This window comes from Nocardia sp. CWNU-33 (assembly GCF_046764895.1).
GTDB lineage: Bacteria > Actinomycetota > Actinomycetes > Mycobacteriales > Mycobacteriaceae > Nocardia.
Window position 1 is genome coordinate 69508 of record NZ_JBKOQN010000021.1, and the last position, 26746, is coordinate 96253.

The following is a 26746-nucleotide window of genomic DNA, read 5'->3' on the forward strand; positions in this document are numbered from 1 at the left end:
TACTCGCTGCGCAGCTATGCTTTTCGATCGCGGCAAGCCGGCCGGCGCAGACGAGCCGTCGGCGCTGCTCGATGAGGAGGTGCGATGACCGTCGACGTCATCGGCGTTGTCGACCCGGACCCGAATCACGGATTCGACCGCAAGCCGTTGTTGCCGAGCAACGATCCGTTCCTCCGGCCGCCGAAGGGCTTCGCCGCCAAAGCGGCGGGCACCGTCCTGCGCAGTCGCAGGGTCGATCTGGCCCTGCTCGGTGTTGTCTCGCAACAGGTTTCGGCGTGGCAACTGCTCTACCGCAGCTGTGACATGCACGGCACACCCGAGGTGGCGATCACGACGGTGCTGCTACCGCTGGGCGCCGACCCGAGCGAAGATCGGCCACTGCTTGCTTTCCAGACCGCCATGGACGCGGTCGCGGAGAGATGTTCGCCCTCCTACGCGCTGCGGCGCGGATCGCACGCACTCGGATCGGTGACCCAGCTCGAATGGCTGCTCGTCGCGAACGCGCTGCGGCGCGGCTGGGCGGTGACCATCGCCGATCACGAAGGCCCGCACGGGAACTTCGGCGCCCCACGCGAACCCGGCTACCGCGGGCTCGACGGCATTCGCGCGGCACTGAATTTCGGGCCGCTGGGCCTGCGTCCCGACACCAGGGTCGCGGTATGGGGTTATTCCGGTGGCGGCATGGCCAGCTCCTGGCTGGTCGAGATGGCGCCGACCTACGCGCCGGAGATCGATATCGTCGGTGCGGTGCTCGGCGCACCGGTCGGCGACCCAGGCCAGGTCTTCGCCCGGCTCAACGGCGGCCGCTACGCCGGGCTGCCCGCCATCGTCATCGCAGTGCTGCGCAGGCTGTACCCCGCCCTCGGCACGGTGTTCGACAACGACCTCGCCCCCGAAGGTCACCGGCTCATCGCACGCGCGGAACGGGCGACGCCGTTCTCGGCCATCACGGGCCTGACCAAGAAGGACGTCGGCGCCTACCTGACCCGCCCGCTCGACGAGGTGCTCGCCGCCCCCGATCTGCAAGCCATGCTCGACGACCTGAAGCTCGGCTACGCGACCCCGGCCTGCCCGTTGCTCGTCGTGCAACCGGTCCATGACCAGATCATCCACGTGGACGGCATCGATGCGCAGGTCGATCGGTATCGGCGCGGTGGCGCCACGGTCACCTACGTGCGCGATCGTCTCAGCGAACACTTCTCGCTGCTGCCGCTCGCCACCCCGATCAGCCTCAATTGGCTGGCCGACCGACTCGAAGGTCAACCGGTGCGCGACACCGGCGACTCGACGGTCTGGTCGGTCGCGGCCTCACCCGCCGGACTGCGCGGCCTGCTGGAAATGGCCGTGACCGCGGCCAAGGTCGCGCTCGGCAGGCCGCTGATGCAGGAGGCAGAACCCACATCCCGAATCCCCCGCGAACGCGCCGCCTGACCACCCGGTCACCGCCGCCACAGTGTCGCGTCGGGCGACCGACAGGCAGTGTGGTTCGAACGACCTGCAAACCAGCCGCTAGCGGCGCAGTTTCGACCGGCCCGCAAGCGACCGCAAGCGGCCGATTGCCGCCCCGATCACCCGATGCTGGACAATGGATACCGTGAACGACGCCGCGAACCACACTGCCGAGTCAGTTCCGGAACCACCGTCCACACCATCGGTACCGGCTGACAACGAACCCCGACGGGGCACCGCCTCCCGCCTGTACCCCCGCGTCACGAGCTTCCGCTCGCGCCGGGGCGCGCTGACCCCGACCCAGCAGCAATCCTGGGCTCGCACCTGGCCGCGCATCGGCGGCGAGGTCTCCGACGAGCGCCTCGACGACACCGCCTGGTTCGGCCGTGCAGCCCCCCTCGTCATCGAGATCGGTTGTGGCACAGGCACCGCCACCGCCGCGATGGCACAGGCCGAACCGCACCTGAACCTGATCGGCATCGAGGTCTACAAGCCGGGCCTCGCCCAACTCGTGCAGCGGATCGAGCGCGAGCACATCGAGAACATCCGGCTGCTGCGCGGCGACGCCGTCGATGTGCTGGAAAATATGATTGCCGAGCAGTCGCTGACAGGCGTCCGAGTCTTCTTCCCCGACCCGTGGCCCAAGGCGCGCCATCACAAGCGGCGGCTGCTGCAGCCCGCCACCTTCGCCCTCATCGCGAGCAGGCTCCGCCCCGGCGGCGTGTTGCATGTCGCCACCGATCACGCCGACTACGCTGAGCACATCGCCACGGTCGGCGCCGCGGAATCCCAGCTCATCGGCCTGAACGAGACCACGGGTGGGGTCAGTGCCGAGCATCGGGACAGCGCCCCGATCGGCTTCGAGCGGCCGGTTACCAAATTCGAAGGCAAAGCGCATCGCGCTGGAAGTGCCATCACCGAGTTCATATGGGGGAAGATCGAATGATGAGCGAGCGAACAATTAGCTCAGCCGTCATGGCGGTCATGACGGAGTTGTGCGAGGCGGAGTCATGAGCATCAGTGAGATAGCCCCCGAGGTCGTGGATGTTGTCGGGGAGATGCACGGCACCGGACCGGAGGTGCTCGGCGGTGTGACTTCCGATGTGCGCCGAGTCCTGCTGGTGTGGGACGCCCCCAACCTCGACATGGGTCTGGGCGCGATCCTCGGTGGCCGCCCTACCGCTGCCTACCGCCCCCGTTTCGATGCGCTCGGCCGCTGGCTGCTCGCGCGCACGGCTGAGCTGTCGGTGGGCAGCACCTACCGGGTCGAGCCGGAAGCGACCGTCTTCACCAATATCGCCAGCGGCACCGCGGACGTGGTCCGCCCGTGGGTCGAAGCGCTGCGCAATGTCGGCTACGCCGTGTTCGCGAAGCCCAAGATCGATGAGGACTCCGATGTCGACGCGGACATGCTCGCGCACATCGAACTACGCAGCCGCGGCGCCGGACTGGCAGGCATCATGGTCGCCTCCGCCGACGGCCAGGCATTCCGTGAGCCGCTCGAGGAGCTTGCCGCACACGGAGTCCCTGTTCAGGTACTCGGCTTCCGCGAGCATGCGAGTTGGGCCGTCACATCCGATACCCTCGAATTCATCGACCTCGAGGACATCCCGGGCGTGTTCCGTGAACCGCTGCCCCGGGTCAGCCTCGACTCGCTGCCCGATGAAGGTGCTTGGCTGCAGCCGTTCCGGCCGCTGTCGGCACTGCTCACCTCTCGCCCCTCGCAAGGAGTCGCTTAGTGTTTACACGCTGGGGCGATCTGGTCTATCGGTGGCGCTTCGCCGTAATCGGCGTGGTGACGGCCGCTCTCTTGGCATTGGGCGGATACGGCCTCGGCCTCGAAGACCACCTCAGCTCCAGCGGGTGGGACGATCCCACGTCACAATCCGCGCAGGCCGCGCGGTTGTCCGACCAAGCGTTCGGCCGCGATCACAACAGCGACGTGATCGTGCTGTACACCGCGCCGGACGGTCGGACGATCGACGATCCCGAGTTCAGGCAGAAGATCGTCGACAGTCTCAACAGCCTGCCACGCGAGCACCCGAACGAGATCACCAAGATCAACGGTGCCTACTGGCAGACAGAGACCGGCCCCGCCTCACCGATGACGTTCGGCTCGAAGGACAAGAAGTACACCTTCGCCTCGATCGCCATCCAGGGCGACAACGACACCGATATGGTCCGGAACTTCCGGAATGTGAAGGACGTCTTCGCCATCCCCGGTATCGATGTGCAGGTCGCCGGTCTGCAAGCGGTGGCAGGCACACTCAACGACACCATCAAGAGCGACTCCAAGCGGATGGAGATGCTGGCCATCCCCGCCGTCGCGATCTTGCTGTTCTTCATCTTCGGCGGCGTCGTCGCGGCCGCGCTGCCCTTGATCGTCGGCGGTCTCACGGTGATCGGCGCCAACGGCATCGTGATGTTCCTGACGAGGTTCACCGAGGTGAACTCCTTCGTCTCCAGCGTTGTTTCCATGATCGGCCTCGGTCTGGCGATCGACTACGGCCTGTTCATCGTGAGTAGATACCGCGAGGAACTCGCCGAGGGCTACGACACCAAGGCCGCGGTACGGCGCTCGGTGATGACTGCGGGTCGCACCGTCGTGTTCTCCGCGACGATGATCATCGCCAGCCTCGGCGGCATGCTGCTGTTCCCGCAGGGCTTCCTGAAGTCGATCGCCTACGGCTGTATCGCCACCGTGGCGCTCGCGGCGCTGACCGCCATCACGATCCTGCCCGCGATGCTCGGCGTTCTCGGGCCGAAGGTCGACTTCCTCGGACTCAAGCGGTTCCGCAAGACCAAGACCGCCGAGGAAATCGAGAACGGCTTCTGGGGCAAGTCCACCCGCTGGGTGATGCAACATCCGCTCAAGATCGCGATCCCGATCTGCATCGGCCTGCTGCTGTTGATCATTCCGGTCAAGAACCTCGCCTTCGGCGGCATCAACGAGCGTTATCTGCCGCCGGACAACACCACTCGACTCGCGCAGGCGAAGTTCGATTCGATCTTCCCGCTACGCAAGTCCGATCCGATCCAACTGGTGTTCGTCTCCGACAACAGCACCGATGTCGGCAAGGTGTGGGCCGAAGCCAAGCAGGCGCCGGGGTTGACGGGCACCTTCGAGGTACCGACACGGTCGAATAACGACCCCGATATCTATCGCACCGCCGCGACGCTGGCGGACTCCGAGAACGCGGATCCGACCATCGACTATCTGCGCTCGCTCGAAGTACCCGACAACGTGCAGATGTACGTCGGCGGGCAGCCGACGATCCAGAAGGACAGCATCGACGCGCTGCTGGACCGGATGCCGTGGATGATCGCGCTCGTCCTCTTCGTCACCACGCTGCTGATGTTCCTGACCTTCGGTTCGCTGGTGCTTCCGATCAAGGCCGCGTTGATGAGCGCGCTCGGATTGGGTTCCACGCTGGGCATTTTGACGTGGATTTTCGTCGACGGGCACGGTGCGGGCCTGCTGAACTTCACGCCGCAGCCGATCATGTCGCCAGTGCTGGTGCTGATCATCGCCGTCATCTACGGCTTGTCGACCGACTACGAGGTATTCCTGTTGTCGCGCATGGTCGAAGCGCGAACGCAGGGGGCATCGACCACCGAGGCCGTGCGCATCGGCACCGCGCAGACCGGCCGCATCATCACCGCCGCCGCGCTCATCCTGCTCGTGGTCACCGGGGCGTTCGCGTTCTCCGATCTGGTGATGATGCAGTACCTGGCCTACGGCATGATCGCCGCGCTGTTCATCGACGCCACCATCCTGCGCATGCTGCTGGTGCCCGCGACGATGAAACTGCTCGGCGACGACTGCTGGTGGGCCCCCGCCTGGATGAAGAAGGTGCAGCAGAAGGTCGGCCTCGGCGAGCCGATCCTCGACGACGAGCGCCCCGGCGGGGGCGAGGTCGTCGACCTGGTCAAGACCACGCCGATCACCGACCCGGTCACCATGCTGATGCCCGCGCTCGCGGAAGGCACGCGCCTGCCGAAGTCGCCGCGCCGCCCGCGCACGGTGGAGGAGATCGAAGCCGAGGCGCCGACACAGCATTTCCGCAGTCTCGGGCATGTGCCGCCGCGATCCGCGCCGACCAACCCCGAACACACCGGACCCCGGGTCACTCCGGTACACGACCCGAGCAGGCCGAGAGCCGCGCACTCCGCGCCTGCATCGCCCGAGGTGCCCGCGCCTCGGCCGATGCCCTCGGTCCAGGTGCCGCAGGACCGGACCGGACCACGGCCCGGGGCTGCCACGCCACCGCAAGCACCTGTTCCCTTGCTGCCGACCACGCAGTCACCCGCTCCCTCGGTGCCCACAGCACAGACACCGACGCCGAGCACACATGCGCCCGTTCCTTCGCCTCCGGTCGCGCAGGCGCCAATGCCGTCCTCCCAGGCACGGACGCCATCGATAGCAACCACACCGGTGCCCATGCCGTCGACTCGTGCCACACAGCCACCGGTTCCGCCGACGCCCGCAGCACCGGTACCGACGGCAAACACTCCGATCGATCACCCGACCCACCACGCCGCACCCGAAAATCCTGCGGCGCCACATGACGAACCGGACAACGGGCCGCCGACCACACGCAGCACCATCGAAAACTGGATGGCCGAACTACGCTCCTCGCGCCGCACCGGCAAGCCCGACGAAGGCCGCCATCACGGTGGAGACGGCCGCACCGTCAGCGTCAACGAACTTCTGCGTCGCCGCGACCAGGAGTAGCCGCCCCGCACTAGGGTGGGCACGTGAGTTCACATGTGCTTGTCGTCGCCGATGTTTCGTCGAGTCCGGAGAATGCCGAGGAACTCGGCCGCGCCTTGCGCGAGTTCGCGCAAGCCTGCCGCACCGAACCCGGCTGCTTGTCCTACGACGTGTTCCACTCCGTCGAACAGCCCGAGCGCTATGTGAGCATCGAAAAATACGTCGACTCCGCGGCATTCGCCGCGCACCGGGCCGCCGACCATTTCCGTGAGATCGGACTGGCCGAGGTGATGCCGCTGGTCACCCGGCGAGACGTGCAGATGTACGACCCGGCAAGCAATATTCCCGCCACGCAGTAGCTGCCATCCCGCGGCCGCACTCCAGGTGCGGCCGTGATCGGCCCGTGGTTCAGTGGGCTGCGGTGTCGCCCGAATCTCGGGTTGCCCCGCCGGCTTCGGCGAAGGCTCGGGCGTAACGAGTGCCCACTGTCAGAAGCAGGACGCCGACGACCAGGAAGGCGGCGACTCGGACCAGGCCGTCGAGGGTGGCGAGGTCGAAGAGGAAGAGTTTGGCCAGGGCGGCGGCGGTGACGAGGAGGCCGGAACCGAGGGCCAACTTGGCCACCGAGGCCGAGCGGGCCAGGTTGCGCAGACCGAACAGCAGGGCGCCGGTTGCCGCTGCCATCCACAGGATGGTGGCGGCGCTGTGTCCGACGACGAAGCCGTCGGGCAGGCCGGTGGCGACGCCGACCGATACCGTTGCGGCCGTCACCGCGTAGAGGGCAACGACACTGGCGGGTATCCACAGGATCGATTCGGTGGTTTCATCACCGGTCCGAGTCGCGAACTTCCGGACGCACCACACGCCTGCCGCGACCACCGCAAGGGCGAGCACGGCGGCCAGCGCCGTCGAGATGCCAAGCTGCTCTTCCGCGTAGCGCTGTGCCGCAAGCGTTTCCGAATTCACGGTGGCGAGGTAGACCAGCGCGCCGACCACCGCGAACGCCGCCGCGATGCCCGCGGCCACCCGCGACCGCTGCTGCCCGGCCATGCCGAGGAAGCCCGAGGTCACCAGGAACAGCGCTATCGGCAGCGTCTGAACTTCGGTCACGCCGATGCACGCCTCCAACAGTGCGAACGAACCCGCGACCGCGGCGACCAGCCCGACATGCCCCGGAATCCGTACCAGCTCACGCAGTTTCGACACGGTCGACACTGCAGCGACGAGCAACAGCACCACGGCGAAGACCGCAGCGACGATGGCGCCCGTGTGCCGCGCGAACAACGCGGGCGCGGCCAGCAGCGGTATCGTCGCCAATCCGAAAGTGATTGTGGCGGTGAGGTCTCCCGGCCGCCGACGAACTACCAGAATGTTGCCGATGAGTCCGACAACGGCGACTGCCACGGCTGCGGCGAGCAGCTGATACACCCGGTCGTGGGCCGCAGCGTCGAAAGCGGCCGAGCCGATGGCCAGCAAGGTCGCCAGCACGGCGGGCAGTGTCCGCACCACATGCAGCAACGGCCAGTCCCGGTCCAACTGCACCGGCACGCAGGCCAGCTGCAACACGATCAGGAAGGCCGGCAACACCACCTCGGTCGTCACCACCGGCGACAACACCGCCGCACCCGCGACGACAAGCACCGCAAGCGGTTGCGACTTCCAGTGCATCGCCAGCGCGACACCACCCGCGGCGACCGCGAGCGCCACCGCGAGGCCGAGCGGCGGATACAACCAGTCGTAAATCGCGCTCACCGCAACAACATCCAGATAAGCACCGGCAATACCGGTGGCCGCCAAGGCAATTCCACCCACGCGACCACCGGCGCGCCCGAACACTCGCATCCCCGCGCCCACCAGCGCCACCGAGAACACCGCCCCGGCGACAACTCGTGGCACCGGCCCGAACAGGCCCGCCTGCGCGGCGAGCACCAGCAGCATCACCACACCGATCAGCGTCACGCCCACCCCGGCCACCGCCAGCATCCGGCTGATCATCCCTTCCTGCTGCCACCACGGGGTGTGCGGCACAGCAGGTCCCCGCCGCACCGGCGGACGCATCCCAGGCGGTACCGCACCCATCGGGGGCATCGGCCCGCTCGGAATTCCGGTCGCCTGGACGCCTGGCGCAAGCATCCCCGCAGGCCAAGTGGGCCGGCCCGCCGGAGGCATTCCCGCAGACCCCCCAGCCCAATTCGGCTGCCCCGCCACCGGCATTCCCCCTGACGCACCAGCCCAATTCGGCTGCCCAGCCACCGGCCCGGGGGTAAACCGCGGAACATACCCAGGCGCGCCACCTGGCACCTGACCCGTCGGTGGCGCGCCGGCACCACCTGCCGGCATCGTCTGCGGCGCAGGTGGCGGTGGCATGGGCGCCTGCGGAGCCATGGGCACTGCTCCAGGCTGCGGCACCCGCGCGGATTCATCCACAACCCCGGCACTTACCGGTGCCGAAACACCGGATGCCGCAACCGAACCCGCGGTCACCTGTGTCCGCAGCAACTCCAGGTCCCGACCGAGCACACCCATCTGTGTCCCGAGCGCAGCGAACTCCCCCGACAGTCGCGAAATAAGCGCCGGATCGATAGATGTAGTCATAACCCAATGCTCGGTCCACACACTCCACTCGAGCATGAGTAGAAACCCCCGCTGACGCCCCGATATCTACCCGAACTGCCGAGACACTATGAGCGCCCGGACTTCCCCGCACCAGTCGAACGGTCGATTCACCTCGGTTTCGATCACCGATTTCTGATCGACTCGGACCAGATCGAGAGCATTCATCCCTGAGCACACAACTCGACGAGATAGGACAACGAAATGAGCGTTGTACCAGTTGAACCCCGACCCTTGTCGCAACTCGAGGCTGCAGTTGTGGCAAAGCTGCTCGCTGTTGATTTCGAGGGCGCTGCTCAGTTCCGGACGCAGATTCCATTCACGCAGGTTGTCGCGACATGGGGCGCAGACGCACCGAGCGTCGATCTGGAGGTAGCGCCCGGTTCGGAGCAAGCAGGTCTCATCGGCGGAGAACTACCGCGCGTGGTGAGGTCCGAAACGAGCGGGGTTCGTACATCGGAGAAGTCACCCTATGGGCAACCGACGGTTTCCTGTCTGCGATCGAATACGGGTGGGTGACCGAGGACCGGCCGACCTCATTGCCGGCCCCAATGCTGATGACGGTATCCGCCTAGGTCGGTCCGTCCTCGTGATGAGTCACCTGCGCCACTACGACGACCGGCTGGGCTGGAGCCGCGTACGTTGACGGCTCCAGCGGTGGATTCCACTCAGCTCCCACCCGAATCTCGGGTGGGAGCCTCGTGATCGGATGGCTTCAGGCGGCCGGTGCTCGCACGGTGGTCACCTGGTGAACGGCGTTGATCACCGCCGAGCGGGGTGGCATGCGGAGCACGCCGGGGGCCGGTTCGCCCGCCCAGTGCCAGCCGAGTTGGGAGTCGGTGCTGGGCAGTAGGACGTGACGGCCGCCGGGGATGACGGTGACGTGATGGCCTGCCAGGCAGCGACGGATGGAGATATCCACCGGGTTGGCCGGGCTGGGCTGGGTGACCAGGAAGGTCCAGGTGCGCTCGCCGGGATCGGCCACCACCGGGGTGGTGTAGGTCCGGTCGAGCGTGGCCAGCACCTTGCGGCCCAGTTCAGGGGGCATCACCAGGGCGCCGAGGATGGAGCCGGTGGTGATCATGGGGCGGCCTGCCAGCAACTGGACCGGTAGTCCGTAGCGATGTCGCAGTAGGTGCGCGACCTCGTGGGGTGAATGACAGCGTTCGAACATGGCTCTACTCCTCGCCGAATCCAGTGCATCCTGGGGAGACTGCGCGGGGTAGTGACACCGCGCGCGGTCCTCGGCGTAGCGGGCCGTGCTGGTCGTGCACACGCTGGGTGTGGCGTGCGGTTCCGATGAAAGATATCCCCTGCTCCAGTGCGCGATCGGCGCTTCGATCCCGCACGGCCGTGTTCGGCATGATTGTCATTGCCGCCGCCCTTTGCTGTGAAAGTTGCAGAAAGGCAACGGTATTCCAACTACGGGTGAACGAGTCGTACGCAATGTCCCACTTTCGATGAGCGCAATCCTTTAGCGTCGTACCCTGAAACGTGGACGTAACAAAGGACTCGGGTTCATGGATGATTCGTCGATCGGCGTGCGGATCCGGCTGTTCCGCGGTAAGGCGCTCACCCAGCGTCAACTCGCCGATCAGGCCGGTGTGAGCGTGGATTTGGTGCGCAAGCTCGAACAGGGCGGACGCCAGACCGCCTCGATTGCCAGCCTGCAAAAGTTGGCGCGCGCGCTGGACGTCGATATCTCCGACCTGGTCGGAAAACGCCATGGCATTCCCTCCGGAAATCCCGACGCGGGCATCGTCGCGATCCGCAGGGCACTCACCCCCGTCGACGATCTGCTCGGCGAGATCCCCGAGGAGCACGCGGTCACCCACAACGAGGGCAGTCGCGCAGTCGATTACGCATGGGGCGCGTACTGGGCGGGCCGCTACGAGCTGCTCAGCTCGATTCTGCCCTCGGGCCTGGTCCAGCTCCGCGCGACCGTGCACGCGGCGCGCAACGGCATGGTCGCGCCCGCGAACGAACTGCTCGCCAGGATGTACTGGGTCACCGGCTGCACGCTGGTGCACCTGGGCCAGACCGACCCGGCCTTCCTGGCGATCCGGCAAGCACTCGTGGCGGCCGAGCAGGGCAACGACCCGTTGCTGCTCGCGACTATTCGCGGCTCGGTGGCCTGGCAGCTACTGGTACAGGGCAGGTACGACGAATCGCGCCGGGTCGCGCTGCGTGCGGCCGCGAACCTCGAGCCCGAGGGTGCGGAAACCCCGGCGCACCTGTCGGCCTACGGTTCCCTGGTATTGCAGGGCGCGACCGCGGCGGGACGAGCACAGAGTGTGCCCGAGGCACGCACACTGATCGAAGCGGCGGGCGAGGTCGCGTTGCGCATCGGCGGTGATCGCCACGACTACGAAACCTATTTCGGCCCTTCCCAGGTCGTCATGCAGACCGTCGATGTCAACGTATCCTCGGAGCGCTATCCGGAGGCTCTCGCCGCCGCGAAGGACATGCCGGCCAACTGCGGGCTCCCGCAAGCCTCCCGCGCCCGCCATCTCACCGACACCGCGGTCGCCTTGACCCGTACCGGGCAGACCGAACGCGCCCTCGACGCGCTGCTCAACGCGGAGCGGGTCGGCGGCGCGGACTGGATCAAATACCAGTCCCTGCCCCGGCACATCGTCTCCGAACTCCTCGATCATGATCGTCGAGTCCCGTTGCGCGCCTTCGCTCGTCGCATCGGGGTCAATACCTGAGCGCCGAACGGCACTGATCAGGCGGCGGCGATGCGCCACCACACGTGTTTCTAGTCGGACACCGAATCGGGGACCCGGAACCGCTCCGAGGCTCGCTCGAGGACCTCGTCGAGCACCTCGCGTGAACGCATCAGATCGGTGATGGTCCGAGTGATCCGGTCCCGCTCGGCGGCAAGTTCGTCGACCAATTCCGGCGTCGCGAACTCGTTGGCACCGCCGTCCACGTCGCGCATGCACGGCAGCAGCTGGGCGATCTTCTTGCTGGACAAGCCCGCCGCGTAGAGCTCTTGGATGTGGATAACCCGGTCCACCGCCCATTCGGGATAGTCCCGATGCCCGCCAGGCGTGCGCTCGGCCACCAGCAATCCCTGCTCCTCGTAGTAGCGCAACGATCGTTCGCTGACTCCGGTGTGCTGCGCCAACTCGCCAATTCGCATCCGCTACCTCGCATTTCGCCGTAGGACTTGAACTTCACATAGATGTCAGGTTTTACCGTACTCGCATGAAGAACACAGCAGCAGTTCCGAACCTCTTCGACCCCGCCGAAGTGGGCGCCCTGCAACTACCGCACCGCCTGGTGATGGCGCCGATGACCCGAAACCGCGCCGAGGCCGACGGCACCCCATCCACCCTGATGACCACCTACTATGCCCAGCGCGCCGGCGCCGGGCTGATCATCGCCGAGGCCGCCACGCCGAACCAGGTCGGCCAGACTTACACCAACATTCCCGCCATCCACACCGCCGCACATATCGAGGGCTGGCGGCGAGTCACCGACGCCGTCCACACCGCGGGCGGCCGGATGTTCCTGCAACTCCAGCACGGCGGCCGGGTCGGCCATCCCGACAACAGCGGTCTGACCCCGGTCGCACCGTCGCCCATCCCACTCGGCGAAACTATCCACACCCCGACCGGACAGCAGGACGCGGTTATCCCACACGCGCTGACCATCGACGAAATCCACTCCACCATAGCTGATTTCGCTACCGCGGCGCGCAACGCCATCGAGGCAGGTTTTGCGGGAGTGGAAGTGCACAGCGCCAATGGCTATCTGCTGCACCAATTCCTGGCCGAGAACACCAACCACCGCACCGATGGCTACGGCGGCGCGCTCGCCAACCGCATCCGGTTCACCGTCGAGGTGGTCGAAGCGGTCGCCGCCGCGATCGGACCCGAACGGGTCGGCTTGCGCATCTCGCCGGGAAACACCGTCAACGATATCGACGAGGGCGATACCGAAGCCATTTATCCCGCCCTTCTCGATGCGCTCGCCGACAAGGGTCTGGCCTATCTACACATTGTCTGGGCCGATCCCGACCAGCCCCTTTTCCACCAGCTCCGGAAGGCCTGGCCGAGCACGGTGATCGCCAATCCGAACCTCGGCTGGGGCGTCCCGCTCCCTGGTCGAACGACTCCGCACCGGTGCGGCACTGAACCCCGTCCGCGATGCCCACCTCATGTACGTCGGCGGCGCGGAGGGCTACACCGACTACCCGACGCTGGCCGCTCCCGAGCAGCGCAGCGCACTGCTCGAACGAACCGGCGCCTGAGGACCTCAGCGCTCCATGAGCTTGCGCCAATGCGCGCTCAGCGGGTGCTTCGCGGTGACGGAGCCGAAGCGGACCCGGCCGAGCACGACCAGGTGCAGTGGACCGAACGGCGGACCGGTGCGGACCTTGTTGTTGACGCTGGAGCCGATGAGGTCGAGGGCATTGAGATCGACGGTGGCCTCGGCCGGGACGATCAGGGTCAGCGAGCTGCAGTAATCGTCGACATGCAGCTCGACTACCTGCGTGGACATGATCGCCTCGGTGAAATCCAGCGTGACGCCGGAGAGCCATGTGTTGGTCTGCAGCGACGGCGCCACGTGCCAAGGCCCACGGCGATGGACGCCGGACAAGCGGCTGCGGATCACATGGCCCGGCGTCGCAGGTGAGGGGCCCGGCACCGGGGTCACTGGTCCGCGCTTGGTGAACGGCGACGCGGAATTCATCAACGGCGCAGCGCTACCGAAGGTCGACGGCGCCGCGGCAGGATGCCCGACCAGCCGAACACCGGGCAGATCGATGAGCACGACATTGAGTTCGCCACGAGTCTTGGCAGCCAGCGCGGTGTCCATCCGCTCGGTGAACTCGCCGAGCGACAGCATCCCGAGCCCGACCGCGCGTTGCAACAACTGGCCGACATGCTCGCGCTCGGCATCGGAGACGCGCAACTCCCTGTTGCCCACCACATCGCCGCGGCCGACACCGTCGGCTACCGATTCGGGTCCGCCCATGAATCCGAGGTTACCGATCCCCCACCCCCCACACATCAGGGCGATCCCGGATTCTCAGCACGACTTCAGTCACACCAGCCCAGCTCCGCACCCGCTCACGATCCACACCACGCAACGGCTACGGAGTCGTAGGCCACGCACGCGCCCAGCTCGTTCGGTGGCGGGCCAATGCGCGTAATGACGCAGCCAGGTACCGCTCGAGCCAGGCCGCAGTCGTTCCCGCTCTGGCGCGGCTAGGTGCTATTCGAGGCCTTGTTCGATCGCGTAGCGGGTGAGTTCTACACGGTTGGCGAGTTGGAGTTTGCGGAGGGTCGCCTGGACATGGTTCTCCACCGTGCGGTGGCTGAGGTTGAGGCGGGCGGCAATTTGTTTGGCGGACAGGCCCTTTGCCACCATGCGCAGCACCTCGGTCTCCCGTTCGGTGAGCGCGGGCCGGTGTAGTTCGTCGGGCTGTGCGGGAGTTGTGGCCATGCGGCGGTATTCGCCGAGGACCAGGCCGGCGAGCCCGGGTGTGAACACGGGCTGCCCGGCAGCGGTCGCGCGGACCGCGTCGATCAGCTCGGCGACCGAAGCGCTCTTCACCAGATAACCCGAGGCGCCCGCTTTGATCGCATCCAGGACATCGTCGCGTTCGGCGGATGCGGAAAGCACAAGCACCCGGCTCTGCGGTGATACCCGCAGCACCTCGGCGGTGGCCTCGGCGCCGTTCCCGTCGGGCAATTGCATATCCATCAGCACCACGGTCGGGCGCACCGCCGCCGCCCGCCGGGTGGCGGATCCGACTCCGTCGGCGGTGGCGGCCACCTCGAATCCGGCCTCGGCGAGATCTCGGGACACGCCGTCGCGCCACATCGGGTGGTCGTCGACGACCATCACCGAAACAGGCTCGGCCGCTTGCTTATCGGTCACGCCATACCTCCTGTGTCGGCACTGTCCGCTCAGGCACGCGGCACCCGGAATTCCCATTCGGTACCGAAGCCGACCCCGCCATCGGCCTCGGTCAGCAGGTCCGCCGCCCCGCCGAGCGCGGCGATCCGGCCCACGATGGATCGTGAAACACCCATCCGCCCTTCGGCTTCGGCCTCGGCCAATCGCCCGGCCGGTATCCCGACACCATCGTCGCGCACGCTGATGATCAGCTGGTCACCAGTGTCCTCCAGCAGCACATACGCTTTCGCGTCGGCCCCGGCGTGCAGCGCGACATTGGACAGCGCTGTCGCCACAGCCGCCGCGATCTCCTGCGCGGTCCAGCGTCCGATCAACACCGGCTGGCCCGGCGTCGAGACGAACACCTTGGGCGTCGCGTGCACCGTCAACAGCGGGCGCAGATCGATATCCGCACCGCCGGCGTCCTGGCGCCCGCCCTGCTCGGAGATCAGCACCCGCAGCGCCACCTCCTGTTCCCCGGCGCGCTGCGCCAGCTCCGCGGTGGGACCGCCGATTTCGCTGCCGCGCCGCTTGATGTAGCTGAGCACCTGCAGCACGCCATCGTGCACCTCACGCGAAAGTCGGTCGCGCTCTTCGGCGGCCGCGGTCAGTCGGACCGCCCGTTCGAGCTGGCCCTGGGCGCGGCGGGCGGTATTGGCGGCAAGCCCGAGCGCCAAGCCGATGGAGACCAGCACCGGCGCCGTCGCATCGGCCCACACATCCTGGCCCCACTGATCGCGGACCGTCACAATCACCGCCGCGATCAGCATCCCCGAAAGCACGCCGCCGATCGGACCGCGCAGGATGGCGGCCGAGATCACCGCATTGGCGGCCCACAATGTGGTCGGCAGCGTCTGATGTCCGTGGTACCAGCCGTAATCGGCGACCAGGCGGGTCGAGGCGACCAGTGCGATCACCACGACGTGGTCTCCGACGACCACCCACCAGCGCAGCCGCGCCACATCCGGAAAATGCCACACCGAGAGCATCAGCGCCGATGCGCCGGACCACACCGCCATCAAAGCGATCAGCACCCAGCTCAACCGCTGGTTCTGGTAGTAGGGCACCGACGCGATCTGCTGCCCCACCGCATAGAGCAGGGTCACCAGCCGCAGCGCCTGCGCGGCCCGCCACAGCGGTCCGGTCGCCGCATCGGTCGGGCTGAGGTCAGTCGTCGACGGCCGCATCATCGACTTCGTCCACGTAACTGCCTCGCCGGCGCTGCGACTCGGGCTTGTCCGACGACTCGGCCTGCTCGTGTTCGACCGCCTCGGCCAGCATCGCCGCCACATCGAATCGGCCCGGCTCGGGTTTGTCCGGCTCGGCGGCGTATATCCGGCCCGGTTCCCCGGTCTGCAATTCCTCGAAGACTTCCTCCGGACTGTCGGCGAGCAGTGACCGGATCGCGGTATTCATCACCGCGACAAACGGCACCGCGAGCAGACCACCGGCGATGCCACCGAGCACCACACCCGCGGTGATCGCCAACACCACCGCAAGCGGATGAATGCTGACCGCACGGCCGAGCAGCAGCGGCTGGAGCACGTGACTCTCCAGCTGCATCACCGCGATGATGATGCCGAGCACGATGAGCGCAGTGACAAAACCCTTGGTCACCAGGGCTATGAACACCGCGACGGTGCCCGCGAGGAACGCACCGATGATCGGGATGAACGCGCTGATGAACACCAGCGAGGCCAACGGCAGCGCGAGCGGCACCCCCAGAATCGCCAGCCCCGCACCGATGCCGATGGCATCCACCGCCGCCACCGCGACGGTGGCGCGCACGAACCCGACCAGCGTCCCGAACCCGAGCTGCCCGGCCGTGCGGACCCGCTCCCGGTGCGGCGTCGGCACGATCCTGGTGACGAACTCCCAGATCTGGTCGCCGCTGTAGAGAAAGAAGATAAGGATGAACAGGGTCAGGAAGGTGCCGGTGAGAATGTGCCCGATCACCGTCGCGGTGGTCAGCGCCCCGCTGGTGAGACTGTCCTGATTGGACCGGATCGCCTTGACGATCGTGTCACCGGCATTGCGGATCTGTTCGTCGCTCAGATGCGGCGGACCGTTGATGAGCCAGTCCTGCACCTGGTGGATGCTGTGGGTGATCTCGTCGGACAGCTGCGGCACACCGTCGACGAACTGTTCGACGACAAAGGTCAGCACGCCCGCGACCAGGCCGAGCGACCCGGCGAGCGCGACGAAAACCCCCACCGCCCGCGGCACCCCGAGCCGCTGCATCCAGTCCACCAGTGGCGCGAGCAACGCGGCGGCCAGCAGCCCGATAGCAAGCGGGATGGCCACCGTCGCGAGTCTCTGCACAATCGCCGACAGCGCGAGTACCACCGCGAAAATGACCAACAACCGCCACGACCATGCCGCGGTCATCCGGACCAACGGGTGCACCGCCTCGGCAGGAGAGCGACTGGCAGTGCCTGTCCGCGGCGAACTCGGATTCGGGTCGGTCACGATCACGAGCGTAGTGCGCGACGGCGGCCGATGTTCGTCCTTGACCGTAGGCCGGGCCGGGCGAACGCGGGGGCGACCGGAGGCGAGGTGGCTACCGAATGGCCGAGCAGCGCCGCGAACATGCTCACATGATCGAAACGCTAGATTGGTGATCGTGTCAGCGCCACTGGAAGCAAGTCCAGCCACAGTACCTTCATGGCTGGACGCGCGACTTCTGGGCACAACATGACTGCTGGACGTGACCCTTTGGAAGCGGTCAAACAGACCATGCGAACGCGCTGGCCGCTGTACCTGACATCGATGCTGTTGGCGAATGCCTTCGGCGCGGTCCTGGTCTGGGCGTTCATCCAGTACGGACTTCCGGTCCCCGAGGGCGAGTCTGCCGGCGCGCGGCGCACCGGTCTGCTGATCCCGGTCCTGGTCTTCGTGACCGGCGGCCTGCTCAGCCTCGGCGCATCGGCGTTGATGCTGCGCCCGGTGATGCGCTGGCAGATGCGCGGTGGTCCGCCGAGCAGACAGGAGCAGATGGCCGCGCTGCACGCACCGCTGCGGCAGGCCATCGTGCACCTGACACTGTGGCTGGTCGGCGGCGCCATCCTGGCCGCGACCATCATCGTCGACGCGCCCGAACTGGCCGGGGCCGTCATCGTCACCGAATGTATGGCCGCCACCATCGTGTTCGGCTTCACCTACATGCTCGGCGAACGCATCCTGCGCCCGGTCGCCGCGGAGGCGCTGACCGAGGGCACCTTCGATCACACGCTGACTCCCGGCGTCGGCACCCGAATGGGCATGACCTGGGGCATGGGCACCTTCGCGCCCACCATCGCCATCGTGCTGCTGTGCGTCACCCAGATTTCCTCGGACGTGAAGTTCTCGGCGCAGTCACTGGCCATCTCGATTCTGCTGCTGTGCGGCGTGGTGATCATGCAGGCGCTCGCGCTGTCGATGCTCACCGGTTCCAGCATCTCCGACCCGGTGCGCCAGCTCAGCCAGGCCATCGACCGGGTGCAGGAGGGCGCCCGCGACGTCCAGGTCGAAGTCTTCGACGGCAGCGAGATCGGCCTGCTGCAGGTCGGGTTCAACCGGATGATGGAAGAGGCCGCCAAGCGCCGCCAATTGCAGGAGCTGTTCGGCCAGCACGTCGGCGAGGAAGTCGCACAGCGCGCCCTCGACTACGGCACCGAACTGGGCGGCGAAACGCGATTCGTCGCCGTGCTGTTCGTCGACATGGTCGGTTCCACCGCGACCGCGGCCGAGCGGCCACCGACGGAGGTGGTGAGCCTGCTCAACGAGTTCTTCCGGGTCGTCGTCGATGTCATCGACCGCCATCACGGCTTCGTCAACAAGTTCGTCGGCGACGCGGCCCTGGCCATCTTCGGCGCCCCGCTGGACCGCCCCGACGCGCCGACCGCCGCGCTCGCCGCCGCCCGCGAATTGCGCGAAGCCCTCCGTGAAGTTCCAGGACTCGATATCGGCATCGGTGTTTCGGCGGGGCTTGCCGTCGCCGGAAATATCGGTGCCGCAAACCGTTTCGAATACACGGTGATCGGTGATCCGGTCAACGAAGCATCACGTCTGACCGAACTGGCTAAAGATCAACCGGGGCGCGTACTCGCCTCCGGGAGCGCGCTGTATTTCGCCGATGAGAGTGAGCAGGACCTCTGGGAAACCGGCGACGAGGTACAGCTGCGCGGACGGCGCAGAAAAACTCGATTGGCCTGGCCGCAGGATGGCATCGACCCGCACGCCGCCACAAACAGCGAAACGGCCGATTCGTTGGGCTGACCGGGTTGCGGCCGACGGGCGAGCCTGCGCTGTAGCCGGTCCATAAGCCGGAGCGTGGCACATTTCACGCGGTAACTCTCGGCGGCACTGCGCCGGGGCAGGTGTCGCGGCGCGATGTGGCACCGCTGCCCGATTACGCTGGCGCGGGTGAACAAACTGGTGCCGTTGGCGGTCGATGCACTGCTGGTCATCCTGTTCTGCGCGATCGGACGGCGCAGTCACAACGAGGCGATACTCACCGGATTGCTGAAAACGTTGTGGCCTTTCGCCATCGGTCTTGCGATCGGCTGGGTGATTGCGATCGTCGTTTCCAGTCGCATGTCCGGTGCGACGGAACGTGCCGGCCGCTTCGACGGAACCGCCTTGTGGCCCACTGGGATTCTGGTCTGGCTCGGCACCCTCTGCGGCGGCATGCTGCTGCGGGTAGTCAGTGGTCAGGGCACGACCATCAGTTTCGTCCTGGTCGCGGCAACCGTGCTCGCCTTGTTCCTGCTGGGTTGGCGAGCGGCGATCAAGGCGCTGAACTAGCACGTCGATTCGCATGGCGCACCGCCCACCGGACCGCCCGGCTGAACCGACCCCAGCCCCGCCGAACTGGTCGGCGGGGCTGGGGTTTCACACTCGATCAGGCGGTCTTGGGCGTGGCCCGGGTACCGACGTAGACGCAGGGGATGCCATTGGCCAGGGTGGAGAAGATCACCGGCATGTAGCCCTCACTGAAGGAGGGGCCCGCGCCGGTTCCGGCCCATACGGTCTCCGACACCGGGATCAGGTCGATATCCAGGGGCGGCGACATGTCTTTCATGTCGTCGACGAATTCATAGAGCATGTGCGCCTTGCCGTCTCGCTCGCTCACGGTGATGACGACGCCCGCACGCTTGTACGTGCCGATGTGCGGCGCGATGTCGATCGCGGGCGGCGCTGCGGCGGGCCCGAACGGCTCGGGCATGGTCACCCCGGCAAGCTCCCGCAGCAGTTCCCGGAACAGGTCGGCATACAGCTGACGGGCGCCGCCGCCGTTGGTCAGCAGCACCACCGCCACCCCGGCCGACGGGACAATGCGTAGGTAGCCGTATTGGCCGACGGCCGCGCCGTCGTGACCGAAGCCGCCGACACCGTTCCAGTCGTTGAGCACCCAGCCGAGGCCTTGGCCGTCACCACTGACGGTCCACTTGTCGGGGCAATCGATCTCGCGCCGTCGCATTGCCGCGGCGGACTCGGCACTGAGCACACGGGTGCCGTCCGATGCGGCGCCGCCCGCGAGATGCATCTGCGCGAACCGGACCATATCGCCTGCACTGGAGATGATTCGGCCCGCGGGGCCCGCCGAACGCGGCATCAGATCCCAGGCCGGCGCCGGGTCCGGGTCCACGCCTGCCTCGCCGAGGTGGCTCATCGCGGTGCGCAACCGCAGTGCCTGCTCCGGCAATGTCACGGTGCGTTCGAGACCGAGCGGGGTGGCAATTCGATCCTGAACAGCCTGATCCCAGGTCGTTCCGGTCAGCACCTCGATCATGCGGCCCATGACGACATAGCCGACGCCGCCATAGGAGAACGCGGTCCCCGGCGGGCAGTCCAGTGCCACCTCCCGGGCCGCCGCAACATATTTGGTCAGACAGTCGTCACCGCGGCCGGTGTCCAGGTTGAAGTCGTTGGTCAATCCGGCGGTGTGCGACAGCAATTGCCGGGTGGTAATCGTCTTGGTGGCCTCCGGATCCGGCACCGCAAACTCGGGCAGCACGTCGATCACCGGCGCGTCCAGGTCGAGCTTTCCCTCATCGACGAGCTGCATGATCATGGTGGCCGTGTAGACCTTGGCGATCGAACCGCACAGGAACACCGAGTCGGTCGTCACCGCCACGCCGGTGCCGCGATGCAGCACCCCGCTGGCCAGCTCATAGACCTTTCCGTCGACCAGGAACGCCAACCCCGCGCCGGGCACATGATGGGCGGCGCGCAGCTCATCGAGTCGCGCCTGCCAGTGGGCGAGGTCCAAGCCATCGACGGCCGTCGCGGGACGGTCGACCGGCCCGGCGGCAACTACCTGGTTCCCGGAGCTCGCGGTTCCCCAGTCGCCCTTGGCCTCCCAGTTACCGGTGGCGTCCCAGCTGATGTTCTTCGACATGATCTCTCCTCTGCTCCCCATCGTTGCGCACGATGTTCTCGTTCTGCGAACACTGTACGCACAATGGAACGACGTGCGCAATTGCGCACGACGTTTTCCTCGAATCGGCAGGTCAGAACGACATCAGCCAGGACGAGCTCAGATGCGCTCAGGCCCCGCAGCTCCGCGAAACCCCGGCGACGATCTCTGCGCGAACGCCACAGACGTGCACCAGGTCTGCGCCTCGAAGGCCGGCACGGGCAGCGCGGCGGGATAGGAGAGGCGACGAGCACAGCCCGTACACAGTGCGCAGCACGCCTACTCGTCGCGCAAGAGTTCGCCCGGACACCAGACGCCCGAGCGAAGCCACCCGGCACAACCACAATCCCGCGGATACGAGTGACCGACCGGCGGACTCGGCTGCTATGAACGCACGAACCGACCGACCGCCTCGGCGATCCTTACGTTTCGGGACTGACCAGTGCCTGGAGCAATCGAGCAGCCATGCGTGCCGTGGCGTCACTGCTGTCGACATCGTTGATATGAATCGCGAAGGCCAGGTCGCCCATGTTCGCGATCAGCCAGCCGTCCGGTCCGGCAGTCGCGGCGAAGCCGGTGACGTCGCGGTAGCCGCGCAGGCTCGCGACCTCCGGCCGACCCGCGGCGTCGCGCAGGAAGCCGCGCAGTCGATCGGTGATCTCCGGGGTCAATGCCGCGAATTGCGCGTCGGTCGTGCCGGGCCGCGCAACCTCGATCATCGGCGGCGGCACCGCGCCGCGCGCGATCGCGGCGGCGGCGATGGCCATCCCGAACGGGCTGGCGAGCACCGCGTCGTTGCCGCCGCCCTGACTCACCTGTTCGGCGCTGCGGCCCGCGATCGCCAGGCGTCCGGTGACCTCGTCCAGTCCGGCAACCTTGAAATCGACGCCGACGCCGAGCATGGTCGCGGACTCCGCCGCATCCTGCACCGAGATGTCCTGCGGCGCCTTACCCTTGGTCACCGCGGCGATATTGCGGAACAGTTCGATGTTCCCGCCGACCGGGTACAGGCCGGTGAACGCGACCGGGCCGTGCTCGCTGGCCTGACTGTTCTGCGCGGCCGCGACAACCGCGCCGGTGGACGGCTGAATCGCCACGATGGAGGCCTGTGTCGCCGCGCTGACCACCGCATCCTCGGCGGCACGCTGCAGACGCTGATCCATGGTGGCCGCGATATCCGGCCCCGGCGGGCCCTGCTCGCCGGCGATCTGGCCGACCAAGCGGCCGTCCTGCTCGAAAATCTGCACGCCCCATCCGGAGTGCGCCTCCTGGCTGTCCTGCTGCACCTTGCGCAGCGCGTCCAGCAGTGGCGACCACACCCGGCGATCGGCGGAGATGAGCCGTGGCTGCTTCTCCATCACCACGCCCGGAATCGGGGCCATCAACGGTTCCAGGATGGCAAAGTCGGGTTCGCGCAGGTTCACCGCGACGATCGGCTTGCCCTGCGAGCTCGACAGTTGCTGCATCAGCGACGGCCCGGTGATCAGCGGCGCGACCGGCTCGATGGCCTTGGCCAGCGCGTCGGAGGAGGCGATCGGGTTGGGCAACTTGGCAGGATCGAGCTTGATCACGTTGATGATCTGCTCGGTCATCAACGGTTCACCGACAATGTCGGTGACACGCGGGGCAGGCAAGGGGGTGGTGCGCACCAACCGGACCGTTCGGTTGTGACCCAGCTGCGGCATGACGACCGCGGGATCCCAGGAGATCCGCCAACCGATCGCCAATTTCCGCACATTGCCCTGCAGGCTGTATTTCCAGCTCTTCTTCTCGCCGAAGTTCCAGTCGACATCCATACTGAAGAGCGCCTCATCGGCGTCCAGGCTGATGAATTGGGTCTTTTTGTAGTCGACCTTGCCCGGCCGCAGGCCCTCGAACATTTGCTTCAGCGTTGCGGAGGCCGCGTTCGGGTACGACGTCAGCTCCGATGCCTTGACGTGGTCCTGATTGTCCAGGAGGTCGGTGAAGCGCTCGACAACCGCTTCGGGTTCATTCGGAGTCTGTTGGGATCCACACGATCCCATCGTGAAAGCCAGCACCGCTGCCCCCGCGAGTGCGATAGCGCTCCGGACGCGAAAGCGGCGGGATCCCCTCACATCCATGTCGCCCACTCTTCACTCTTGTCACTCCGGTAACAAGACCACCGTACCTGAAGGTAACTGCCTGCGGTGCCACCGCAACCGAGGACGTTACCCATGCTCAGCATCCCAATTGTGCCCGAAGTCCTGCGCTTGGGAGGCCAATCATGGACGGTGTTCTGTCACAAGACGACAAACCGGCGCCGCTACCGTACCGGTCGGAATGAAAACTCGCGCGATAACGGCTCACGTCGGCGTTTCGGGACCCGACCAGCCCTGCCGACCAAGCGAACCCGCAGCCGCAAGCACTCGATGGACACGATTTGAAACCTGTTCGCACAGAGCGGAACCACTTTCTCCGTTTACGTCGTAATCTTGTAATCAAGTAACCACAGCAGCGCAGTAAGTTAGGTGATTCCCAATGAGAAACGAACATCGGGGACGAGGTTTCGGACGACCGGGCGGCTGGCAGCAGGCCGATCTGCCCGATCCTGCAGACGTTCCGGACTGGTTCGCCGGACGGTTGCCGAGCGACTGGTTCACCGGATCCCCCGTCATCGAAATCGACCGCGACGAGATCGTCGTTGTCGGCGAACTCCCAATCCCCCAGCCCGAGAAGTCCACGGACTCCGAGTCCGAGACGGACACCACAGGCAAGGTTCCGAATGCGACCAAAGAAGGCGCCATCGCCCGGTTCCGCGAATCGACCCGGTCTGCTCGGATGCAGATCGCCAATGAGGCACAGCAGCGGTACGGCCGCAGCGTCGCTTGGGGTGTCTCGGTCGATGGGCAGCGATACCTCTTCACCCACTTGGCCGTTCCGGTCATGACCCGGCTGCGCCAGCCCGAGCGCAAGGTGCTCGACACACTGGTCGATTCGGGCGTGGCGCGCTCGCGCGCCGACGCACTGGCCTGGACCGTGAAACTGGCGGGCAAGCACGCGGAAGCCTGGCTCGAAGAGCTGCGTGGCGCGATGCGCAAGGTCGACGACCTGCGTTCGGAAGGTCCGAAGGGGCTCTGAGCGGTTCGGACTATGGTTGCCTGCATGGCAGCCACCGCCTCGACGGACCAGGGTCCGATCCTGGTCCTCAACGGCCCGAACCTGAATATGCTCGGCACTCGCCAGCCGGAGGTCTACGGGTCGGCGACACTCGACGATGTCGTCGAACTGTGCAAGCGGACCGCCGCCCGGTACAGCCGTGAGATCACCGCGTTCCAGTCGAATTCCGAAGGCGCGCTGATCGATCGGATCCACCGGGCGCGCGGCGCCGAATCGGCCATCGTCATCAATCCCGGCGGGCTGACGCACACCTCGGTCGCGCTGCGGGACGCGCTGGTGATTCCGGAGATCCCCATCGTGGAAGTACACATCAGCAATGTGCACGCCCGCGAGGAGTTCCGTCATCACTCCTATATTTCACCGATCGCCACCGCGGTGGTGGCCGGGATGGGCATCCACGGGTACGCCGCGGCCATCGAATTTCTGATCAACGGTTAGTACTCCACAACTATCCACACGCTGTGGACGGCGGTGCCTCAGGAGAGCCGGAAGACCGGGAAGCCGGGGGCGATGGCGGCGAGTTCGGCGTCGGTGGCGCCCTTGGTGACACCCTCGAAGAACTTGCCGACCTCCCAGCCCCAGCGCTGCAGGTAGAGCCGCAGCAGCGGGACCTTGTTCTCGTCCGCCACCTCGACAGCGGTGAATTTCTCGACCTTCCGGCCCAGCCGCAGCTCCCCGTCGCCCGCCACGCGCAGGTTGCGCACCCACTGGGTGTGTCCACGCGGCGCGACCAGGTATCGCGTGCCATCCACATCCGTCAACAGGTTCACCATCGTGGTTCGCCATTCACCACTCTTGCGCCCGCGCACCGCGAGCAGCCGCGATCCCAGCACGCTGATCCCGAGCCGAGGCAGCCAGTTGAAGACCTTGTTCATGATCGGATCGATGCCGGTCGGGCCGATGTAGCGGGTGCTGGCGTTCATGACGACTCCCAATTGTGAGCACTGCTCTCCATTGAGAAGAAGTGTGCCACCGAACCGACGGAAAAACAAGAGCACCGCTCTCAAAAGATTGAAGTGGCATGGCTCACAACCAAGGCCGTCGAGGCATGGGCTGGGCGTGGTCCTTCAGTACGCTGAGCGTCGGGAAATGTTGTGCAGCTATGAATGCGGGATCGAAGGGTTGGATCAGTCGATGATGAGGCGTGACCACTGCCGGCAGACCACCATCGAACAGACTCCGGATCCCTGGGCGGCGCTGGTTATTTCGTAGGTCGCCGGTGCTGAACTCGCGGCCGCTGGAGTTTCCGCGAAAGGGCCCAGCGCTTTTCGTACTCGCCGGCAGCGCACTGTTGGCGGTGATCCTGATTTTCGCCACCGTCGATCCATGGCTCGAGCGGGCGGGGATTCTGGCAGGCGGGCTCGACGTGCACGTCTACCGAGACGGCGCCTGGCGAATCCTGCACCGGCTGCCGCTCTATGACGAGCCGACCATGTTCGGGCTCCTGTACACCTATACGCCGTTCTCGACCATCGCATTCATCCCCGTCTACTTGGTGCCGTGGGCCTACGTCACGAACACGTGGCTGGTGGTGAACCTCGGCGTGCTGTTCGCGAACGTCCTGATGGCGTGGCGGATACTCGGCTATCGGCTCGACGCCCGACTCGCAGGCGTCAGTGCCCTCCTTGCACTCACCTGTGTCTTCATCGAGCCCGTCCGCACCACCCTGTACTACGGGCAGATCAACCTGGTGCTGATGCTGTTGGTGCTGTGGGATTTCTCCCGCGCCGATCGCGCCAGGTTGCATGGCCTCGCTGTCGGGCTGGCCGCGGGAATCAAGCTGGTCCCGCTCTACTTCGTCGCGCAGTTCATCGCGCTCCGGCAATGGCGCTGTGCTGCCACCGCGTCGGTGGTTTTCGCGGCGTCCATCGGGCTCACCTGGATCGTCCTGCCCGCCGATTCCGAGCAGTACTGGACTTCGACGTTCTTCCAGTCCAATCGGATTGCCGTGGACAACAACCCGGCCAATCAATCCCTTCGCGGTGTCATCGCACACCTCACCGGCCAGCCCGCGCCGGTGTGGCTGTGGCTACTCATCGCGGGCATCGTTGCGGGCGTGAGCCTGGCCGTCACCGCGGGCCTGCACGAACACGGCGAACGCCTACTCGCGGTCACGCTCGCCGGGCTCACCGCCTGCGCGATATCACCGTTCTCCTGGGGCCACCACTGGGTGTGGTTCGTGCCCTTGTTCGTCTACCTGCTCCACAAGACGTTGTCACAACCACGGTGGTGGCTCGCCGCGACAGCCCTGTTTCTATCGATCGGCGCCTGGGCCTACCACTGGAGCGCAGACTTCGTGACGATCGGGGTATTCATGCTTCCGCCGTCATGGCCGGTCGCACAAATCCTGATGAATGCCTACGTCATCGCCTACTTCGCCGTGCTCGGCGGCGCGATCATCCTGCTCGCCCGCCTGCCCCGCACCCTCGCAACGCCACGCCCCCTAGGCCTCCTGAAGCGTCGGATACGAAAAACACCCCAGGTATCCTGACCGCTCACCCGAGTTCGAGGAGCCG

General features: G+C 66.4%; 21 protein-coding genes and 1 pseudogene. 12 read left to right on the plus strand and 10 right to left on the minus strand.

What is annotated here, in order from left to right; translation table 11 throughout:
• Positions 1-84: 84 nt before the first annotated feature.
• The 5 genes from ACLMAL_RS25805 to ACLMAL_RS25825 all read left to right on the plus strand — a co-directional run bounded on the left by ACLMAL_RS25805 (position 85) and on the right by ACLMAL_RS25825 (position 6522).
• Positions 85-1431, plus strand: a complete 1347-nt coding sequence (locus ACLMAL_RS25805; RefSeq protein ID WP_412001433.1) for a lipase family protein — start codon at positions 85-87, stop codon at positions 1429-1431.
• A 154-nt stretch (positions 1432-1585) separates the two neighbouring features.
• Positions 1586-2395 carry a tRNA (guanosine(46)-N7)-methyltransferase TrmB gene (gene trmB, locus ACLMAL_RS25810; protein ID WP_412001434.1) on the plus strand — a complete coding sequence of 270 codons (810 nt, stop codon included), beginning with the start codon at positions 1586-1588 and terminating at the stop codon, positions 2393-2395.
• A 112-nt stretch (positions 2396-2507) separates the two neighbouring features.
• Positions 2508-3188, plus strand: a complete 681-nt coding sequence (locus ACLMAL_RS25815) for an NYN domain-containing protein (protein WP_328412511.1) — start codon at positions 2508-2510, stop codon at positions 3186-3188.
• Complete coding sequence (locus tag ACLMAL_RS25820; protein ID WP_412001435.1) at positions 3188-6184, plus strand: MMPL family transporter; 2997 nt, start codon at positions 3188-3190, stop codon at positions 6182-6184. The genes ACLMAL_RS25815 and ACLMAL_RS25820 overlap by 1 nt, the downstream gene beginning before the upstream one ends.
• Before the next feature lie 23 nt (positions 6185-6207).
• A complete protein-coding gene (locus tag ACLMAL_RS25825) occupies positions 6208-6522 on the plus strand; it encodes a putative quinol monooxygenase (RefSeq protein ID WP_412001436.1) in 315 nt (104 codons plus the stop codon).
• Positions 6523-6571: 49 nt separating this feature from the next.
• On the opposite strand, the gene ACLMAL_RS25830 is transcribed toward ACLMAL_RS25825, so the two are convergent.
• Together ACLMAL_RS25830 and ACLMAL_RS25835 are read right to left on the minus strand one after the other, a co-directional pair.
• A complete protein-coding gene (locus tag ACLMAL_RS25830) occupies positions 6572-8191 on the minus strand; it encodes a DUF2339 domain-containing protein (protein WP_412001437.1) in 1620 nt (539 codons plus the stop codon).
• A 1300-nt stretch (positions 8192-9491) separates the two neighbouring features.
• A complete protein-coding gene (locus tag ACLMAL_RS25835) occupies positions 9492-9950 on the minus strand; it encodes a hypothetical protein (RefSeq protein WP_328407283.1) in 459 nt (152 codons plus the stop codon).
• 346 nt (positions 9951-10296) lie between these two features.
• On the opposite strand from ACLMAL_RS25835, the gene ACLMAL_RS25840 reads away from it, so the two are divergent.
• On the plus strand, positions 10297-11487 hold the full coding sequence (locus ACLMAL_RS25840; RefSeq protein WP_412001438.1) for a helix-turn-helix domain-containing protein: 1191 nt from the start codon (positions 10297-10299) through the stop codon (positions 11485-11487).
• Between the two features lie 50 nt (positions 11488-11537).
• On the opposite strand, the gene ACLMAL_RS25845 is transcribed toward ACLMAL_RS25840, so the two are convergent.
• On the minus strand, positions 11538-11924 hold the full coding sequence (locus ACLMAL_RS25845) for a MerR family transcriptional regulator (protein ID WP_406234495.1): 387 nt from the start codon (positions 11922-11924) through the stop codon (positions 11538-11540).
• Between the two features lie 152 nt (positions 11925-12076).
• On the opposite strand from ACLMAL_RS25845, the pseudogene ACLMAL_RS25850 reads away from it, so the two are divergent.
• Positions 12077-12739 (plus strand): annotated as a pseudogene (locus ACLMAL_RS25850) (alkene reductase); the annotation flags it as partial.
• Between the two features lie 303 nt (positions 12740-13042).
• On the opposite strand, the gene ACLMAL_RS25855 reads toward ACLMAL_RS25850, so the two are convergent.
• From ACLMAL_RS25855 to ACLMAL_RS25870, 4 genes are all read right to left on the minus strand, one after another.
• The gene (locus tag ACLMAL_RS25855; RefSeq protein WP_412001502.1) at positions 13043-13717 is read right to left on the minus strand and encodes a DUF1707 domain-containing protein; all 675 of its coding nucleotides are present in this window, start codon (positions 13715-13717) and stop codon (positions 13043-13045) included.
• 288 nt (positions 13718-14005) lie between these two features.
• Positions 14006-14638, minus strand: coding sequence for a response regulator transcription factor (locus ACLMAL_RS25860; protein ID WP_328412515.1), 633 nt, complete (start codon positions 14636-14638; stop codon positions 14006-14008).
• A 65-nt stretch (positions 14639-14703) separates the two neighbouring features.
• Complete coding sequence (gene macS, locus ACLMAL_RS25865) at positions 14704-15879, minus strand: MacS family sensor histidine kinase (RefSeq protein WP_412001503.1); 1176 nt, start codon at positions 15877-15879, stop codon at positions 14704-14706.
• Positions 15860-17080 carry an AI-2E family transporter gene (locus ACLMAL_RS25870; protein WP_412001504.1) on the minus strand — a complete coding sequence of 407 codons (1221 nt, stop codon included), beginning with the start codon at positions 17078-17080 and terminating at the stop codon, positions 15860-15862. Before ACLMAL_RS25870 ends, macS begins: the two co-directional genes overlap by 20 nt.
• Positions 17081-17386: 306 nt before the next feature.
• Here ACLMAL_RS25870 and ACLMAL_RS25875 point away from each other — a divergent pair, with 306 nt between their 5' ends.
• Together ACLMAL_RS25875 and ACLMAL_RS25880 are read left to right on the plus strand one after the other, a co-directional pair.
• Positions 17387-18949, plus strand: coding sequence for an adenylate/guanylate cyclase domain-containing protein (locus tag ACLMAL_RS25875; protein ID WP_412001505.1), 1563 nt, complete (start codon positions 17387-17389; stop codon positions 18947-18949).
• A gap of 114 nt (positions 18950-19063) precedes the next feature.
• The gene (locus tag ACLMAL_RS25880) at positions 19064-19477 is read left to right on the plus strand and encodes a DUF3054 domain-containing protein (protein ID WP_412001439.1); all 414 of its coding nucleotides are present in this window, start codon (positions 19064-19066) and stop codon (positions 19475-19477) included.
• Between the two features lie 97 nt (positions 19478-19574).
• Here the strand turns inward: ACLMAL_RS25880 and ACLMAL_RS25885 are convergent, their stop codons facing one another.
• Together ACLMAL_RS25885 and ACLMAL_RS25890 are read right to left on the minus strand one after the other, a co-directional pair.
• Positions 19575-21074 (minus strand): serine hydrolase domain-containing protein, encoded by a 1500-nt coding sequence (locus tag ACLMAL_RS25885; protein ID WP_412001440.1) that lies wholly within the window; start codon positions 21072-21074, stop codon positions 19575-19577.
• A 440-nt stretch (positions 21075-21514) separates the two neighbouring features.
• Positions 21515-23194, minus strand: a complete 1680-nt coding sequence (locus tag ACLMAL_RS25890; protein ID WP_412001441.1) for an NTF2-like N-terminal transpeptidase domain-containing protein — start codon at positions 23192-23194, stop codon at positions 21515-21517.
• Between the two features lie 397 nt (positions 23195-23591).
• Between ACLMAL_RS25890 and ACLMAL_RS25895 the strand changes: the two genes are divergently transcribed.
• Both ACLMAL_RS25895 and aroQ read left to right on the plus strand, forming a co-directional pair.
• Positions 23592-24191, plus strand: coding sequence for a hypothetical protein (locus ACLMAL_RS25895; RefSeq protein ID WP_412001442.1), 600 nt, complete (start codon positions 23592-23594; stop codon positions 24189-24191).
• 24 nt (positions 24192-24215) lie between these two features.
• Positions 24216-24668, plus strand: coding sequence for a type II 3-dehydroquinate dehydratase (gene aroQ / locus ACLMAL_RS25900; RefSeq protein ID WP_412001443.1), 453 nt, complete (start codon positions 24216-24218; stop codon positions 24666-24668).
• Between the two features lie 38 nt (positions 24669-24706).
• Here the strand turns inward: aroQ and ACLMAL_RS25905 are convergent, their stop codons facing one another.
• A complete protein-coding gene (locus ACLMAL_RS25905; RefSeq protein WP_412001444.1) occupies positions 24707-25153 on the minus strand; it encodes a nitroreductase/quinone reductase family protein in 447 nt (148 codons plus the stop codon).
• Between the two features lie 296 nt (positions 25154-25449).
• Between ACLMAL_RS25905 and ACLMAL_RS25910 the strand changes: the two genes are divergently transcribed.
• The gene (locus tag ACLMAL_RS25910) at positions 25450-26721 is read left to right on the plus strand and encodes a glycosyltransferase 87 family protein (protein WP_412001445.1); all 1272 of its coding nucleotides are present in this window, start codon (positions 25450-25452) and stop codon (positions 26719-26721) included.
• The last annotated feature ends 25 nt before the right edge of the window (positions 26722-26746 follow it).